The 15,861-nt window shown below is 64.7% G+C and carries 13 protein-coding genes and 1 pseudogene; 10 read left to right on the top strand and 4 right to left on the bottom strand.

All coding sequences use genetic code 11. The features are described 5' to 3' along the window. Window positions 1–27: 27 nt before the first annotated feature. Entirely contained in the window at window positions 28–675 is a 648-nt protein-coding gene (locus AB3X86_RS35495; RefSeq protein WP_368599569.1) for a hypothetical protein, read from the bottom strand. Window positions 676–851: 176 nt separating this feature from the next. Continuing rightward, window positions 852–2,096 carry a tyrosine-type recombinase/integrase gene (locus AB3X86_RS35490; protein ID WP_368599568.1) on the bottom strand — a complete coding sequence of 415 codons (1,245 nt, stop codon included), beginning with the start codon at window positions 2,094–2,096 and terminating at the stop codon, window positions 852–854. A gap of 545 nt (window positions 2,097–2,641) precedes the next feature. Here AB3X86_RS35490 and katG point away from each other — a divergent pair. After that, on the top strand, window positions 2,642–4,900 hold the full coding sequence (gene katG, locus AB3X86_RS35485; protein ID WP_368599567.1) for a catalase/peroxidase HPI: 2,259 nt from the start codon (window positions 2,642–2,644) through the stop codon (window positions 4,898–4,900). Window positions 4,901–5,034: 134 nt separating this feature from the next. Here the strand turns inward: katG and AB3X86_RS35480 are convergent, their stop codons facing one another. Next, window positions 5,035–6,051 (bottom strand): alcohol dehydrogenase, encoded by a 1,017-nt coding sequence (locus AB3X86_RS35480; RefSeq protein WP_368599566.1) that lies wholly within the window; start codon window positions 6,049–6,051, stop codon window positions 5,035–5,037. 227 nt (window positions 6,052–6,278) lie between these two features. Between AB3X86_RS35480 and AB3X86_RS35475 the strand changes: the two genes are divergently transcribed. The 8 genes and pseudogenes from AB3X86_RS35475 to AB3X86_RS35440 all read left to right on the top strand — a co-directional run bounded on the left by AB3X86_RS35475 (window position 6,279) and on the right by AB3X86_RS35440 (window position 14,195). Next, complete coding sequence (locus AB3X86_RS35475; protein WP_368599565.1) at window positions 6,279–7,190, top strand: helix-turn-helix domain-containing protein; 912 nt, start codon at window positions 6,279–6,281, stop codon at window positions 7,188–7,190. Between the two features lie 118 nt (window positions 7,191–7,308). Next, the gene (locus AB3X86_RS35470; RefSeq protein ID WP_368599582.1) at window positions 7,309–8,580 is read left to right on the top strand and encodes an MFS transporter; all 1,272 of its coding nucleotides are present in this window, start codon (window positions 7,309–7,311) and stop codon (window positions 8,578–8,580) included. A 140-nt stretch (window positions 8,581–8,720) separates the two neighbouring features. Next, entirely contained in the window at window positions 8,721–9,761 is a 1,041-nt protein-coding gene (locus AB3X86_RS35465) for a zinc-dependent alcohol dehydrogenase family protein (RefSeq protein ID WP_368599564.1), read from the top strand. A gap of 140 nt (window positions 9,762–9,901) precedes the next feature. Then, a complete protein-coding gene (gene chrA, locus AB3X86_RS35460; protein ID WP_368599563.1) occupies window positions 9,902–11,143 on the top strand; it encodes a chromate efflux transporter in 1,242 nt (413 codons plus the stop codon). Between the two features lie 245 nt (window positions 11,144–11,388). Continuing rightward, window positions 11,389–11,665 (top strand): annotated as a pseudogene (locus AB3X86_RS35455) (DUF1488 domain-containing protein). 91 nt (window positions 11,666–11,756) lie between these two features. Beyond that, window positions 11,757–12,002, top strand: coding sequence for a hypothetical protein (locus AB3X86_RS35450; RefSeq protein WP_368599583.1), 246 nt, complete (start codon window positions 11,757–11,759; stop codon window positions 12,000–12,002). Window positions 12,003–12,061: 59 nt separating this feature from the next. Next, a complete protein-coding gene (locus tag AB3X86_RS35445; RefSeq protein ID WP_368599562.1) occupies window positions 12,062–13,162 on the top strand; it encodes an NAD(P)H-dependent flavin oxidoreductase in 1,101 nt (366 codons plus the stop codon). A 79-nt stretch (window positions 13,163–13,241) separates the two neighbouring features. Continuing rightward, window positions 13,242–14,195 (top strand): LysR substrate-binding domain-containing protein, encoded by a 954-nt coding sequence (locus AB3X86_RS35440; RefSeq protein ID WP_368599561.1) that lies wholly within the window; start codon window positions 13,242–13,244, stop codon window positions 14,193–14,195. Between the two features lie 31 nt (window positions 14,196–14,226). Here AB3X86_RS35440 and AB3X86_RS35435 read toward each other — a convergent pair whose 3' ends face one another. Further along, window positions 14,227–14,937, bottom strand: a complete 711-nt coding sequence (locus tag AB3X86_RS35435; protein ID WP_368599560.1) for an SDR family NAD(P)-dependent oxidoreductase — start codon at window positions 14,935–14,937, stop codon at window positions 14,227–14,229. A gap of 297 nt (window positions 14,938–15,234) precedes the next feature. Between AB3X86_RS35435 and AB3X86_RS35430 the strand changes: the two genes are divergently transcribed. Next, window positions 15,235–15,672: a MarR family winged helix-turn-helix transcriptional regulator gene (locus tag AB3X86_RS35430; RefSeq protein WP_368599559.1), complete on the top strand. Its 438-nt coding sequence runs from the start codon at window positions 15,235–15,237 to the stop codon at window positions 15,670–15,672. Window positions 15,673–15,861 lie beyond the last annotated feature (189 nt).

Raw genomic sequence — 15,861 nt, 5'->3', positions numbered from 1 at the left:
TACGCGATGATGCGCATGTCGGCGACGTTACGACTTGCTCGGCTCTTTCGGTACACGCTTGCCCGATGGTGCCGGCGCGGGCCCGACCGGCCCGGCGACTTTCATGTCACCTCGGCGCGGTTGTCTGTGTGCGGCCATCGAGCGTCCAGGCCTGACCGAGCCGGCGGCGTGCATGTTGGCAAGGCGCGGTTGCCCGTGCGCGGCTGTCACGCGCGCAGGCCTGAGCGGCCCGGTGGCGTGCCTGTGGGCGCGCGGCGGCTGTCCGTGCGCGGCCATCGCCGGCGCGGGACCGGCTGGGCGCGCGAACGGCGCACGCGCGTCGCCCGGGTACCCCGGCAGATGACCGTCATGGCTCGCCATCACGCGACGCAACTCCTCACGGCGATGGAAAACCTCCGCGCGACGATCGCCATGCGCATAGAACTGGCGTTGCCGGACGCCGTCCCGGCCGACGACCCAGATATACGTATCGCCGCCGACGAATACCACGTCGCGGTCGACCACATTCGCGACGTACACATCGGTGGGCAACGGCTGATACGCGGTCACGGTCGCTTCGGCAGGGCGGTTCGGGGCGCTGACGAGCTGGCCTTGCCCACTGGTCACGCAGCCCGCGAGAAAGCTCGCGCACGCAGCCGACGCCAACAGCGCCTTGGTGATCTTTTTCAACTTCATTCCCCGGTTTGTCTTGTTTATTTGTCGAGCGACGCCCTTTTAACGGCCAGGCGTTTTGCGTTCTTGAGATACGAATCGCTGGTCGGGAAAATTAGTTGATGAATGCGCCGGCGAAAACCGCGCAGGCGAAAACGCATGCGCCATTGCGCGTGCGCAGCCGGGGCTCCGATCCGCGCTTAATTGCCGCCCGGATTGCCTTCTTCAGACTTCGCGTCGTGCCAGTTCATCCGGTGCCGATTGACGGTCTCGGTATGGCGCGCGTCGTCCTCGGTGTGCAGATAAAGGCTGGTCGTATTCAGCGACACGTGGCCGAGATTGTCGCGGATCGTGCGCAGATCGACGCCGCCGTCCGCCTGATGCGAACCGGCCGTATGCCGCAGCCAGTGCGCCGACGCGCGCTCGAGTTCGTCGGCGCGATCGGCGAATTCGGGGCCGCGCGCGCGCAGCCACATCGCCGCGCCCGCGAAGATGCCTTTGATCGCGTCGTGAATCGCCGAGCGCGATAGGCAGCGGTTGCGACCCTTGAAGGGCAGCACGAGCGGGGTTTCCTCGGCGCGGGTCGGCAGCGCGGCGAGGCCATTCAGCGTCCGGTAGCTGCGCAGTTCCTGAACCAGTTCGGCCGACACCGGCACGATCCGCTCCTTGTCGCCCTTGCCGAGCGTTTCGAGCCACCACTGGTCTTGACCGTCGGCGCCGAGCCTTCGGAAGAACTGGCCCATGTGCCCGCCGGCGACCTCGGAAATGCGCATGCCCTGCAGATAGAACAGCGTGGTCAGCCAGCGGCAGCGCGCGTAGTACGCGCGCTGCGCATCGGTATCTTGCGGCAACTGCTCGACGAACAGTTTCACTTCGTCCCACAGCGACGTCGACAGATAGCGCGTGACGCGCGGCGCCGAGCGCTTCGCTCGCTGTCGCAGCAGCGCCATCGGATTGCCGCGCAGATAGCCCGCGTTGACGAGCCACGTGAACATCGCGTTCAGGATGATCAGCGCCTGGCGTTGGCTGGCCGGCGACAGCGGCCCGTTGAACGGCCGCCAGCGCGTGTCGCCGCGCGCGTACTTGCCGCCGTTTGCCGACACCCAGCGCGCGGCCGGCTGCGGATCGGCGATGAACGCTTTGAACAGCAGCAGATCCTCGTGCGTCAGCGACGACAGCGGCTTGCCGAGCTGCACGACGGCCCAGAGCAGCAGCCGCTCGGCTTCCTTGCGGTAGTTGTCGAAGGTGGTTTTGGTGTCGGCGTAATTGGAGAGCCACGCGCGCACGGCGTCGAGGTCGTTGCGCGCCGATAGCTGGGAGTTTTCCGCCGCGCCGCGATTGGTGCCGTCGCGGCCATCGAGTAGTTCCGGCACGACGAGCGATTCGACGGGCTGGACGGTGGCGAGCTCAGCATTCGGGGCAGCTTTCGGCACGGCTTTGGACACGGTTCGGGACACTCCTCGGGCGCACGCCGGTTGGCGTCATTCTGCTCCGCTCAGGCGTTGTCCGAAGCGTTTGCCTGAAAAGAAAACAGCGCCCATTCTGTTGCTGATGAAACGCGAAACCCTATCACACAGTAGGCCGCGCCTGGCGCAAAACAGCGGGGCGCACTCAAGCTTCGACGCAGCGACGATCGATCGGCATACAGTAATGGAACGCGCCGCGCGATTGTTGGCCCCTATAGTCGCCATCTATTACCGGCATTGCCGGATTCGAATTCTATTGAACTTTGCCCTCGCCTATATTCGAATAGGAGTGGCGCGTCGGCCGGAGTCATCTGTTAGAAACTCCGGCTGCGTTTCCTTCAACCCTGGATTTCATGAGTGCACTGCCGAATCATTTGGCCGACTGTCGGGTTCCTCGATCGTCAAAATGCCACGGACGCCTGACAGGATGACAAACGCATAACAAGTACCTTGCATGGGATTGGAGAAAGTGCTTCGCACCGACTCCGATCGACAACGGAGACATCCTCCAAAGGAGAGAACGCATGTCAAACGAAGCAAAGTGCCCGTTCATCCACACCGCCGGCGGCGGGACGACCATTCGAGACTGGTGGCCGAAGCAATTGCGCGTCGATCTGCTGAACCAGCATTCCAACCGCTCCAATCCGCTAGACAAAGACTTTAACTATGCCGAGGCATTCAAGAGCCTCGACTACGACGCGCTCAAGAAAGACCTCGCCGCGCTGATGACCGATTCGCAGCCCTGGTGGCCCGCTGACTTTGGCCACTACGGACCGCTGTTTATCCGTATGGCATGGCACAGCGCCGGCACCTACCGCATCGGCGACGGCCGCGGCGGCGCAGGGCGCGGCCAGCAGCGTTTCGCGCCGATCAATAGCTGGCCGGACAACGTGAGCCTCGACAAGGCGCGCCGGCTGCTGTGGCCGATCAAGCAGAAATACGGCCAGAAAATTTCGTGGGCCGATCTGCTGATCCTGACCGGCAACGTCGCGCTCGAAACGATGGGCTTCAAGACTTTTGGTTTCGGCGGCGGGCGCGAGGACACGTGGGAACCGGATCAGGACGTCTACTGGGGCAATGAAAAGACCTGGCTCGGCGGCGACGTGCGCTATGGCAAGGGCGCGGCCGGCAGGGAAGACGAGGAAGGCGTGCTGGTCGCCGACGAGGAACTGCACGGCACCGAAAAGAGCCGCACCGATCCGCCCGGACGCAACCTCGAAAACCCGCTCGGCGCGGTGCAGATGGGCCTGATCTACGTGAACCCGGAAGGCCCGGACGGCAATCCCGATCCGCTCGCGGCCGCGGTCGACATCCGCGAAACGTTCGCCCGCATGGCGATGAACGACGAGGAAACGGTCGCGCTGATCGCCGGTGGCCACACATTCGGCAAGACGCACGGTGCGGGGCCCGCCGAGAACGTCGGTCCGGAACCGGAAGGTGCCGGTCTCGAGGAGATGGGGCTCGGCTGGCGCAACAGCTTCGGCACCGGCAAGGGCGCCGACACGATCACGAGCGGTATCGAAGTCACGTGGACCTCGACGCCGACGCAGTGGGGCATGGGCTATTTCCACAACCTGTTCGGCCACGAGTGGGAGCTGACCAAGAGCCCGGCCGGCGCGAATCAGTGGGTTGCGAAGGGCGCGGAGCCGACGATCCCGCATGCGCACGACCCGTCGAAAAAACTGCTGCCGACGATGCTGACGACCGACCTGTCGCTACGCCTCGACCCGATCTACGAAAAGATCTCGCGGCGCTTCATGGCCAACCCGGACGAGTTCGCCGACGCGTTCGCGCGCGCGTGGTTCAAGCTCACGCACCGCGACATGGGTCCGCGCGCCCGCTATCTGGGCCCGGAAGTGCCGGCGGAAGAACTGCTGTGGCAGGACCCGATTCCGGCCGTCGATCACCCGCTCGTCGACGACAAGGACGTCGCGGCGCTTAAGCAGAAGATCCTCGCGTCCGGACTGTCGGTGTCGCAACTGGTCACGACCGCGTGGGCATCGGCCTCGACGTTCCGCGGCTCGGACAAGCGCGGCGGCGCCAACGGCGCGCGCATCCGGCTCGCGCCGCAGAAGGACTGGGCCGTCAACCAGCCGGCCGAGCTCGCGAAGGTGCTGAAGGTGCTCGAAGGCATCCAGAGCGAGTTCAACGGTGCGCAGTCCGGCGGCAAGAAGATTTCGCTCGCCGACCTGATCGTGCTGGCGGGGAGTGCCGGCATCGAGCAGGCTGCGAAGAACGCCGGGCAGCAGGTGACGGTGCCGTTCTCGCCGGGTCGCATGGATGCGTCGCAGGATCAGACCGACGTCCAATCGGTCGGCGCGCTCGAGCCGGTCCACGACGGCTTCCGCAACTATCTGGGCGGCAAGTTCCCGGTGGAGGCGGAGAAGCTGCTGATCGACAAGGCGCAACTGCTGACGTTGACGGCGCCCGAGATGACGGCGCTGATCGGCGGCCTGCGCGTGCTGAAGGTGGGCGGTGGCAAGGAAGGTGTGCTGACGGACAAACCGGAAACGCTGACCAACGACTTCTTCCGTAACCTGCTCGATATGGGTACGGAATGGACGCCGGTGTCAGAGGCCGCGGAAACGTTCGAAGGCGCCGACGCGAAGACCGGCGAGGTCAAGTGGACGGGTACCCGTGTCGATCTGGTGTTCGGCTCGAACTCGGTGCTGCGCGCCCTGAGCGAGGTCTACGCGAGCGAGGACGGTAAGGAGAAGTTCGTGCGCGACTTCATTGCCGCGTGGGTCAAGGTGATGAATCTGGATCGTTTCGATCTGGCTTGATCCAGCTACTGCGGCGCGCGTGGTTCCTTGCCACGCCGACGCTGTGTTCGAAGGTAGCTTTGAGTGGTCATCGAGCGCGATTGCCGGGATGCCGGCAATCGCGTTTTTTCTTCGTCTCCTTCCCAAGCATCCACTCAGATCATCTTCAACACCACCCTGAAACGCGCGTGACCGCTCAGCATCCGATCGTAGGCCTGCGCCGCCTCGGCGAGCGGATACTCTTCGATCATCGGCTTGACGCCGGTGAGCGCGCTGAACGCGAGCGTGTCCTGCGAATCGGCCGAGGTGCCGGAGGGCCAGCCTTGCACCGAGTTGCGTCCCATGATGAACTGCACGATCGGCACTTCGATCGGCTCTTCGGAGACGCCGACCATCACGAGCTTGCCGTTCAGGCCGAGACCGCCGAGCGCGGCGGTCATCGCTTTGCCGCTCGTCACCGTGGCGAGGATCAGCTTCGCGCCGCCCAGTGCCTGCAATTTCTCGGCGACGTTTTCCGTTTTGCTGTCGATGTAGTGATGCGCGCCCAGTTGCTGCGCGAGCGGGGCCTTGTCCTGACCGCGCGCGATCGCCACCGTACGAAAGCCCATCTTGCGCGCGAACTGCACGCCGAGATGACCGAGGCCGCCGATGCCGAGAATCGCGACCACGTCGCCGGCGCGCGCGCCGCTATTGCGTATCGCGTTGAAGGTCGTGATGCCTGCGCACAGCAGCGGCGCGGCATCGACATCGGACAGATCGTCGGGAATGCGCGCCAGCGCTTCGACCGGGGCCACCATGTATTCGGCGTAGCCGCCGTCGTAGCTGATGCCGGGGATCAGCGCAAACTTGCACAGCACGAAGTCGCCCCGGCGGCAGTGTTCGCATTTGCCGCAGTGCCCGCCGTGCCAGCCGACCCCGACACGCTGCCCGAGCTGCCAGCCCTCGACACCCGCACCGAGCGAATCGATCACGCCCGCGATCTCATGACCGGGCACGCGCGGATAGGCGAGGTCCGGCCACAGCCCGTCCTTGGTCATCACATCGCTATGACAGATGCCGCAAGCCTGAATCCTGATGCGCACGTGACCCGCGCCCGCCTCGGGCACTTCACGTTGGACCAGTTCGAGCGGGCCGCCGGCCTGCTTCACTTCGACTGCTTTCATCGTGGGCATGATGTTCTTCCTTTCCAGTGGTGAACGGGACAAGAGGGGAACAAACTCAAACATCATAGTCCGCGCCCAGGCGGGTCGCCAGAAAGAAGCCGCCGTCAATTGGCCGATGACGATGACATCCGATGTAATTGGCGCGCCGCGAGGGCGCCGCTAATCTTCGGCTATTGCGCCGCCAATTCGATGGCGCGCAGCAGCTCTTTTCAGTCCATTAAAAGGAGGGCAAAGCGATGAACGTCACGAGTCACGATCCGAAAGTGCAGCCGGCCGATCTCGGTAGTCTATTGCGCTATTGGCGTGACGTGCGCGGCGTGAGTCAGCTCGATCTGTCGCTCGAGGCCGGCTTCTCGCAGCGGCAGATCAGCTTCATCGAAAGCGGGCGCAGCGTGCCGGGCCGCGACACGCTGCTGACGCTTGCGCAAACTCTCGACGTGCCGCTGCGCGAGCGCAATGCGCTGCTGCTTGCCGCCGGTTACGCACCGGTCTATTCGGAAGCGCCGTGGAATGCGCAAGAGATGAACGGCGTGGTTCGCGCGCTCGAACGGGTCGTGCGTCAGCATGAGCCGTTTCCGGCGCTCGTGATGGACCGCGACTGGAACGTGCTGATGAGCAACGACGCGGCGCCGCGCTTTTTCAACTGCTTCATCGACACGGCTGCGCGCGAAGGCCCGCGCAACATGCTGCATCTGATCTTCGATCCGCTCGGCATGCGTCCGTTCGTGGCCGATTGGGATGAGGTCGCGCGAAGCCTGCTGCAACGCGTGTATCGTGAATCGGTGGGTCATGTCATCGGTGCCCACACGAAGCGTCTACTCGATGAACTGCTTGCGTATCCCGATGTGCCACGCGACTGGAAGACGCATCATGGCTCTTCCACGACGCCCGCGACGCTGCCGATGATTCCACTCGGCTTCATCAGCGAAGGCGTGGTGCTGCGCTATTTCTCGATGGTCACGACCGTGGGTACACCGCAAAACGTGGCCGCGCAGGAACTGCGCATCGAATCCATGTTTCCCGCCGACGAGGCCACCGAAGCACGCCATCAGCAACTGCTTGCGAAGCATGCATTGCCGCAACCAAAGCATCCGCCCGGTCGATCGGACAAATCGATAGAAAATGCTGCTCCGAATGAATGGCAGTGACCTTCACGGCAGTCGCAGGCACGCTCGATGCTCCAGCGGGATATGCGCTGATCGCCTTGCGCAGTGTCCCGACGGACGCCTGATCGATGGAAGCCCATCGCTCGCGCCCGCCAAAAAACTGGAAGAACACAACACGAAACCGACCACCCCCTTACTGGCAGTCAGCTTCTTCGCAGCCGATGTGCAGGCAGGCGCGGGACCCTTTCTCGGCATCTATCTGCAAGCGCATGGATGGAGCCCCGACATGATCGACACCGTGCTGACGTTGGGGGCCATCGTCAGCGTGCTCGTGACGGCTCCGGCTGGCGCGCTGGTCGATGCCATTTACCATCGGCGCGCGGTGGTGGTTGCCGCCAGCGCGTTGACGGTCGCCGCCGCAGGCGTGATCTGGTTTTCGCGCGGCTACTGGCCGATCGCGTTCTCGCAGATCGCCACGGCAGTGGCCGGCTCGGTCATGGGCACCGCGCTGATGGGATTGACGCTCGGCATGACCGGCCGCAGAAACTTCGATCGGCAATACGGCCGCAACCAGGTGGCGAACCACGCCGGCAACATCGTGGCGGCGGCTTTGTCCGGCGCGATCGGCTGGTGGCTGGGTATCGTTTGGGTGTTCGCGCTCGGGGCGGCGTTCGGCATCGCGTGCATTGTCTCCGTGCTGCTGATTCCCGCGCGCGCGGTGCATCGGCACTATGCGCGCGGCCTCGCGCACGAGGACGACAAGGATCGCTCGCAGGTGCGCGCGGACAGCGTGCGCGCGCTGATCCGCTGCCGCCCGTTGCTGTTGCTCGCGCTCGCGCTGGCCGCCTTCAGCCTCGGCAATTCCACGCTGCTGCCGCTTTACAGCCTTGCGCAAGCGGCGGCACACCACCGCGACGCCAGCGCGATCACGGCGGCCAATATCATCATTTCCCAGCTCGTGATGCTGTGCGCCGCTGTCTACGCGAGCCGCGCGATCCGCCGCTGGGGTTTCTGGTGGGTCATCCTCGCGACGCTGATCACGCTGCCGCTGCGCGGCTTGACCGCGGCATGGATCACGGCCGAGTGGGGGATCGTGCCGGTGCAAATCTTCGACGGTCTGGGCTCCGGGCTGCAAAGCGTCGCGATCCCGGCTCTCGTCGTGCACCTGTTGCATGGCAGCGGGCGGGTGAACTTCGGTCAGGGCGCGGTGCAAAGCGTCGAAGCCGCCGGCGGTTGCCTGAGTCCACTGCTCGGCGGATGGCTCGCCAGCCGCTTCGGCTACCCGACGGCATTCATTGCGCTCGGTAGCCTCGCGTTCATTTCGCTGGCCGTGTGGATCGCCCAAGGCGCGACGATCAGGCGAGCGTGCGATACGCGCCGCGACGAACTCGAGAAAATGACCGACATCGACGCGTCGGCGTTGTTTTCGTAGCTCGGACGCCGCGGCCCGCAATCAGTTGAACCCACATGCTTGACCCAGATCAAGCCGCCCGCCATGCCGGGGCGCATGATGTAAGCGCGTGACGCAATAGCACGCATCGTGTTTCATTCCGGCCACAGGAGAAGTCCGTCATGAAAGCACTCGTTTATCACGGTCCGGGCAAAAAGTCGCTCGACGAACGGCCGATCCCCGAACTGACGGCGCCCACCGATGCAATCGTCAAACTCACCCGCACGACGATCTGCGGCACCGATCTGCACATTCTCAAAGGCGACGTGCCGAGCTGCGAGCCGGGCCGCATTCTCGGCCACGAAGGCGTCGGTGTCGTGCATCAGGTCGGCGACGCGGTGAGCGGGCTCGCGGCCGGCGATCACGTGCTGATCTCGTGCATTACCTCGTGCGGTCGCTGTGACTACTGCAGGCGCGGCATGTATTCGCATTGCACGACGGGCGGCTGGATTCTCGGTAACCGGATCGACGGCACGCAGGCCGAATACGTGCGCATTCCGCATGCGCAGAGCAGTCTGTACCGGATTCCGGCCGGCCTCGACGAAGAGGCGCTCGTGATGCTGTCCGACATTCTGCCGACCGGCTTCGAATGCGGCGTGCTCAACGGCAAGGTTCAGCCGGGCTCCACGGTGGCGATCGTCGGCGCCGGACCGATCGGGCTCGCGGCGCTGTTGACCGCGCAGTTCTACTCGCCGGCGCAGATCATCATGATCGATCCCGATGTCAACCGGCTCGATGTCGCGCACCGCTTCGGCGCGACCGCGTGCGTCGACAACGCGCATACCGATGCGGTCGCGCAAGTGCTGAAGCTGACGGAATCGGTCGGCGCCGACTGCGTGATCGAAGCGGTCGGCATTCCGCCGACGTTCGAGCTTTGCCAGCAACTGGTCGCGCCTGGCGGAACGATCGCGAACATCGGCGTGCACGGCGTGAAGTGCGATCTGCATCTGGAACAGCTGTGGGATCGCAACATCGCGATTACGACGCGTCTCGTCGATACCGTCAGTACCCCGATGCTGATGAAGACGGTCAAGGCGGGGCGGATCGATCCGACGCGTCTGATCACGCATCGGTTCCGGCTCGACGATATTCTTTCGGCTTACGAGACGTTCTCCAGCGCGTCGAGCACGCGCGCGCTGAAGGTGTTGATCGAAGCGTCTTAGGCGGGGCGCGGCGAGCCGGAGCGGTGGCGCGCATGGTCGCGCGGCAGAGCTCTATACTGTGCGTCGTCAAAACACGAGGCCCGTCGATGGCCCGTGGTTCCGCCACCCCGCGAAATCGACATCGCTCGCCCCGCCCATCCATGGATACTGATTTGTCGTCGCCGCGCCGCTCACGGCTCACGCGCGTTATCGAGGTGTTCAGCGCATTTCTCAAACTCGGGCTGACCAGTTTCGGTGGCCCGATCGCTCACATCGGTTACTTCCGGCGCGAGTTCGTCGAGCAGCGCCGCTGGCTCGACGACGAAGCCTTCACCGACCTGGTCGGCCTGTGCCAGTTTCTGCCGGGCCCCGCGAGCAGCCAGGCGGGATTTTCGATCGGGTTACTGCGGGCCGGGTGGGCTGGGGGCCTTGCCGCGTGGTGCGGCTTCACGCTGCCGTCGGTACTCGTGATGCTGGCCTTTGCCGCGATCGCACCGGACCTCGGCGGAGCGCTCGGCACGGGTGTGATCCACGGCCTGAAACTCGTCGCGGTGGCCGTCGTCGCGCAGGCGGTCTGGGACATGGCGCGGCGTCTTTGTCCGGATCGCCGCCGCGCGGCGATCGCGCTCGCATCGCTCGCATTGCTGAGTGTGCTTGGCACCGTCTACGCCCAACTGATCGTGATCGGCGCCGGCGCCGTGCTCGGTGTCACGCTGTGCCGGACCACGGCGGCGCAAGCGCCACGCGCCACTCCTCTGCGGGCCGGCGATTTTCAGGTGTCGCGCACGGCGGGCATCGTCGCGCTAGTGGTGTTTTGCGCATTGCTGTTCGGGTTGCCGCTACGGGCGGCAAGCGGGCCCTCGCAAGGCCTGCGCGTGTTCGACGCGTTCTATCGCTCGGGCGCGCTCGTGTTTGGCGGCGGGCACGTGGTGCTGCCGCTTTTGCAGCGTGAAACCGTCGCGACCGGATGGGTCTCGCCCAACGACTTCCTGGCCGGCTATGGCGCGGCCCAGGCCGTACCCGGACCTCTATTCACGTTCGCGGCGTTTCTCGGCTGGATGATGGCGCTGCCACCCAGACACTGGAGCGGCGCACTGCTGTCGACAGTGGGCATCTTTCTGCCGGGTCTGCTGCTCGTGCTCGCCGCATTGCCGTGGTGGCAGGCGCTGCGCGCGCGTGCGGCGATGGCGGCGGCGCTTGCCGGCGTCAATGCCGCGGTGGTCGGCCTGCTGGCCGCCGCGCTCTATTCGCCGGTGTGGACGAGCGCGGTGTTGTCGGCGACGGATTTCGCGGTCGCGTGTATCGGCTTTTTGCTGTTGCTGCGCTGGAAGGTGCCGCCGCTTGCAGTCGTCGTGCTGTGTGTGGCGGCCGGCGTTGCTCAAACGGGGTGGCACCCGCTCTGACAGCGCTAATCGCGCACGGACGATCACGCGGCCTCGGTGCGTTTGCCGCACCACGACGCGACGCAACGACACCGATGCGGGTCCGGTGACGCGCACGGGCGAATGACCTTCGTACCGACACGGCCGCGGCAAACGACGCCACCGCTGATGACGCGCAACGCTGCCTTGACGTACGTCAAATCCGCGGTGGATTGCGTGATTAAGCTGGAGACGTCGCGGCACTTCATGCGCTTGGGGGCGTCACCATGCATATTTCCTTTCCATCCTGCATGCCCGAATACTGCGCCCGCGATCTGGTGCTGGCGTTTCCGGCGCACGTCGACGATCGGTCCGTGCAGTGCGCGATTACCGCCGAGGCGCTCGAAGATCCACTTCGGCGCGCGCTCGCTGCGCGAAGACGATCTGGTCCAGGCGTTCCTCGCGCACCGCTATCAGATCGAGCAGGCCGCCAAACAGCTGCTCGAGGAGGTCGGCGCGAAGCCCGTGCTGCTGCACAGCGGGTTCTTCAGGTTCTCCGCGTGACCGGCGGCAATTATCCGGTGCTCTACGCGATTGGCGCGGTGGCGCTCCTTCTCGCACTCGCCGTCGATCCGTTTGCCGCACGCAGCGCGAAATGAATGCGACGGTTTCGTCTGTACCGGCGATCGGTATGGCCCTGGCGCTGCCGTTGATCGGCGTGGCGCACAATGTTGACGAGCTGATCGCGCTGCGTTTGATCGCCGGTCTGGTAGGCGGCTATGCATCTGCTCGCCAACCTGTCGATCGAGCCGATCATCACCGTGTATTCTTCGTGACCGGCGCGCGGCTGATCGCCTGCGGTGAACTTGCGCGCTGGGCGCACGGCCGCGCTGGAGCGTGACAGGCAGGCAAGCCGGCAGGTACATTGAACCTTTTTAACGCATCCGGTGGGAAGGGAACATGAGCACTCAAGCGGACAATCGCGCGTTACTGCGCACGCTCGGCATCCACAAGCCGATCATTCAGGCGCCGATGGCCGGCGTCACCACGCCGGCGCTCGCGGCCGCGGTGTCGAACGCGGGCGGTCTGGGCTCGCTCGGCGTTGCCGCGATGAACGCGGAGAACGCGCGCCGCGCGATCCACCAGACCCGCGAACTAACGACCAAGCCGTTCAACATCAACGTGTTCTGCCATCGCCCGGCAACACCCGATGCGGCCGTCGAGCGTGCATGGCTCGCCTGGCTCGAACCGGTGTTCCGGCAATACGGCGCGACGCCGCCGCAAGCGCTCTCGGAGATCTACACGAGCTTCGTCGTCGACACCGCGATGCAGGCGATGCTGCTCGCGGAGAAGCCGGCCGTCGTCAGCTTCCATTTCGGCTTGCCGCCCGATGCGGTGATCGCGCAACTGAAGCACGCGGGCATCCGTTTGCTGGCGAGCGCGACCAATCTCGACGAAGCGGCGGCGGCCGTCGAAGCAGGCGTCGATGCGATCGTCGCGCAGGGCATCGAGGCGGGCGGTCATCGCGGCATATTCGACACGACCTCGCGCGACGAGCGCCTCGGCACGTTCGCCTTGACGCGTCTGCTGGCGAGCGAGTTCGAGCTGCCCGTGATCGCGGCGGGCGGCATCATGGACGGCGCCGGCATCGCGGCCGCGCTTGCACTGGGCGCGCAGGCGGCGCAAATGGGCACGGCCTTCGTCGCATGCCCGGAAACCTCGATCGACGACGCCTATCGCAGCGCGTTGCTCAGCGATGCGGCGCGCTCGACGACGTTCACGTCGGCCATTTCGGGGCGCCTCGCGCGCAGCATCGTCAATCGCTTCACGGCGCTCGGCGAGGACCCGCAGGCCCCGCAAACGCCTTCCTATCCGATCGCCTACGACGCCGGCAAGGCACTCAATGCAGCCGCCAAGGCCAGGGGTGAGTTCGGCTACGGCGCGCAATGGGCGGGGCAGGCCGCGCCGCTTGCGCGTTCGATGCCCGCCGGCGAACTGATCGCGCAACTCGACCGCGAAACGCGTGAAAGTATCGAGCGGCTGCAATCGGTGTGGAACTGAGCAGTCTGATTTTCATGCCTCGCATCGATCGAAAACATCGGCACGCATCCTCGAAACAAAAAAACAAAGGGAGACAGGCATGCAACGCAAATTCGACGATCTGCTGCTGGGCAGCATCGAGCTCTTCTGTTTCGCGGCGGAGCTCGGAAGCTTTACGCTCGCGGCCAACGCCGCGAGTGTCACGCCGGCGGCGGTGAGCCGCTCGGTGGCGCGGCTCGAGGAACGGCTCGGCGTGCGCCTGTTCGTGCGCACGACGCGCCAGATCCGTCTGACCGACGCGGGGCGGCGCTACTTCGAGCAGTGCCGTCAGGCGTTGTCGCAACTGATGGACGCCGAGCGCGAAGTGACGGGCGAGCAAACCACACCGGCAGGCGTGCTGCGCATCAGCATGCCGACGCCGTATGGGCACTATCGCGTGTTGCCGCTGCTGCCGGCGTTTCGCGAGCGCTATCCGCAAGTCCAGGTCGAGACGCACCTGAGCAACCGCAACATCGACTTCGCGGACGAAGGTTTCGATCTAGCGATACGCGGACGCGCACCGGCCGATTCAAACCTCGTCGCGCGCAAGCTCGAAGATGCGGAAATGGTCGTGGTGGCGACGCCCGCCTACCTGAAACGCGCGGGGGTGCCGAGCACCGTCGAGGACCTGCAGACCCACGAGTGCATCCAGTTCGAAATGCCGAGCAGCGGGCGTCATCTCGCGTGGACCTTCGAGGGCTCGGCTGAAAATGGCGACGTGCTGACCCGGGGAAGCTATGGAACCTCGGGCGATGCGCTCGCCGGCGTGACGCTCGCGCGTGCCGGCGCGGGTCTCTTTCAGACTTATCGCTTCGTCGTGGCCGACGACCTGCGCGAAGGTCGGCTCGTGGAAGTGCTGCGCGAAGTGGGCGGGCGTACGCGGCCATTCATCCTGCTTTATCCGCACGCGCGCTATCTGACTTCGCGCGTGCGGGTTTTCGTCGAATTTCTGATCGAGCAGTTGGCCACGCCCACGACACCCCCGGTGCCCGCGCCACGCACGCGCGCGCACTGAGCGGCGCGCGCGTCTTCATCGCATGGCCCGCTCAGTGGCCCGCGCTCTGGCCGCCGTCCACGTGCAGGATCTCGCCCGTCACGAACGGCGCCGAGTCGAGATAGAGGATCGCATTCACGATGTCGCTCATCTCGCCCATATGACCCACCGGATGCAATGCGCCGAGCGCCGCATGGGTTTCGGGCGCATGCATCGGTGACTTGATGATGCCGGGCGAAACTGCGTTGGCGCGAATGCCGCGCTTCGCATACTCGATCGCGAGCGAGCGGGTCGCGGCGGCGAGGCCGCCCTTGGTCAGCGAGGCCAGCACGGACGGCACGCCGTCGATCGCGTGATCGACGAGCGTCGTCGTGATGCTGAGCACATGGCCGCGCTCATGCTTCTCCATCTCGGCGATCGCCAACTGCGTGATGTGGAAGAAGCCCGCGAGATTGATGCCGGTGATCGTCGCGTAATCTTCGGCCGTGTACTGCGTGAACGGCTTGGCCACGAAAATGCCCGCATTGTTCACGAGCGTATCGACACGACCGAAACGTGCCACCGCTGTGTCGATCACGCGTCGGGCGGTGGCCGGATCGGCGATGTCACCAGCTACCGTGACGAGTTTGGGATCGTCGGACGGCTTGATGCTGCGCGATGTCGCGACCACGTTATGGCCAAGGTTGAGAAATGCCTTGACGGTTTCGGCGCCGATGCCTTGCGATGCACCGGTGACCACGATGACTTTGGGAGACTGACTCATAGTGAACCTCGAAGTTGGTTGGATCAGCAATCTGTGATCGGACTGTTGGCTCCGATGGCTACTAATTTATGCAGTCGTGCTGCGCTTTTGCACACAAGGCGCGGACAAACAGTTGTGAGCCGCAGGAACAAGCGGTGAGTGATGACACGTGTCGGCAGTGGTCCTGCCGGTGCCGGTCGCGATTGTCGCCGGTAGATCAATTCAGTTTTGCACCACATAGCGCAAACGGCGAGGAAGAGCGCTTGCACAAATCTGCATAGTCAAATATATTGAAGTCAGATATCGAGGAGGCGATCGATGGACGATTCGATCAACGAAGACTTCGAGCGGACGCAGAAGCTGGTGTCCGTGCTGGGTCAGGCGCGTCAGCTGATTGCAAGCGAACTCAGGGCAGGGCTCGCGGATGCAGGACTCAATCTGCAGCAGCGCGGCGTTCTGCTCACGCTGGCGCGCGGGAGCGCGAAAACACCGGCCGCCCTGTCGAAATTGGCGGGCGTCCACCCGACCCGGATGACCCGCGTGCTGGACAGGCTCGAAGACAGCGGATTGATCGAGCGCGCCCGCAACGGCAGGGATCGTCGACTCGTCAATGTTTCATTGACGCAGAAAGGGCGGCCCATCGCCGCGCGCCATATACGGGTTGTCCAGGGAGCATGGAGCGAGCGGCTCTCGCACTTCTCGAAGTCGGACTTCGACGCGTTGAACGTGCTGCTGTCCAGACTGCTGAACGACTAGGCGGCATTTTTTTATTCGAATATCTGACATATCAGATATCAGCCCGCAATCGAAGGGCGCTTCGAACCGAGACGAGGAGTTGCAATGAACCCATCGACCAATCCGGCCGCGCCGGCCCAGCTGACTGGCGCGAAATTCGCCATCGGCACGTTCGCCGTAGCGCTCGCGACCTTCATGAACGTGCTCGAT

The organism is Paraburkholderia sp. BR14374 (assembly GCF_040948685.1).
Taxonomy (GTDB): domain Bacteria; phylum Pseudomonadota; class Gammaproteobacteria; order Burkholderiales; family Burkholderiaceae; genus Paraburkholderia; species Paraburkholderia youngii.
The sequence above is the reverse complement of the archived record's forward strand: the minus strand, read 5'-3'. Positions and strand labels throughout refer to the sequence as shown.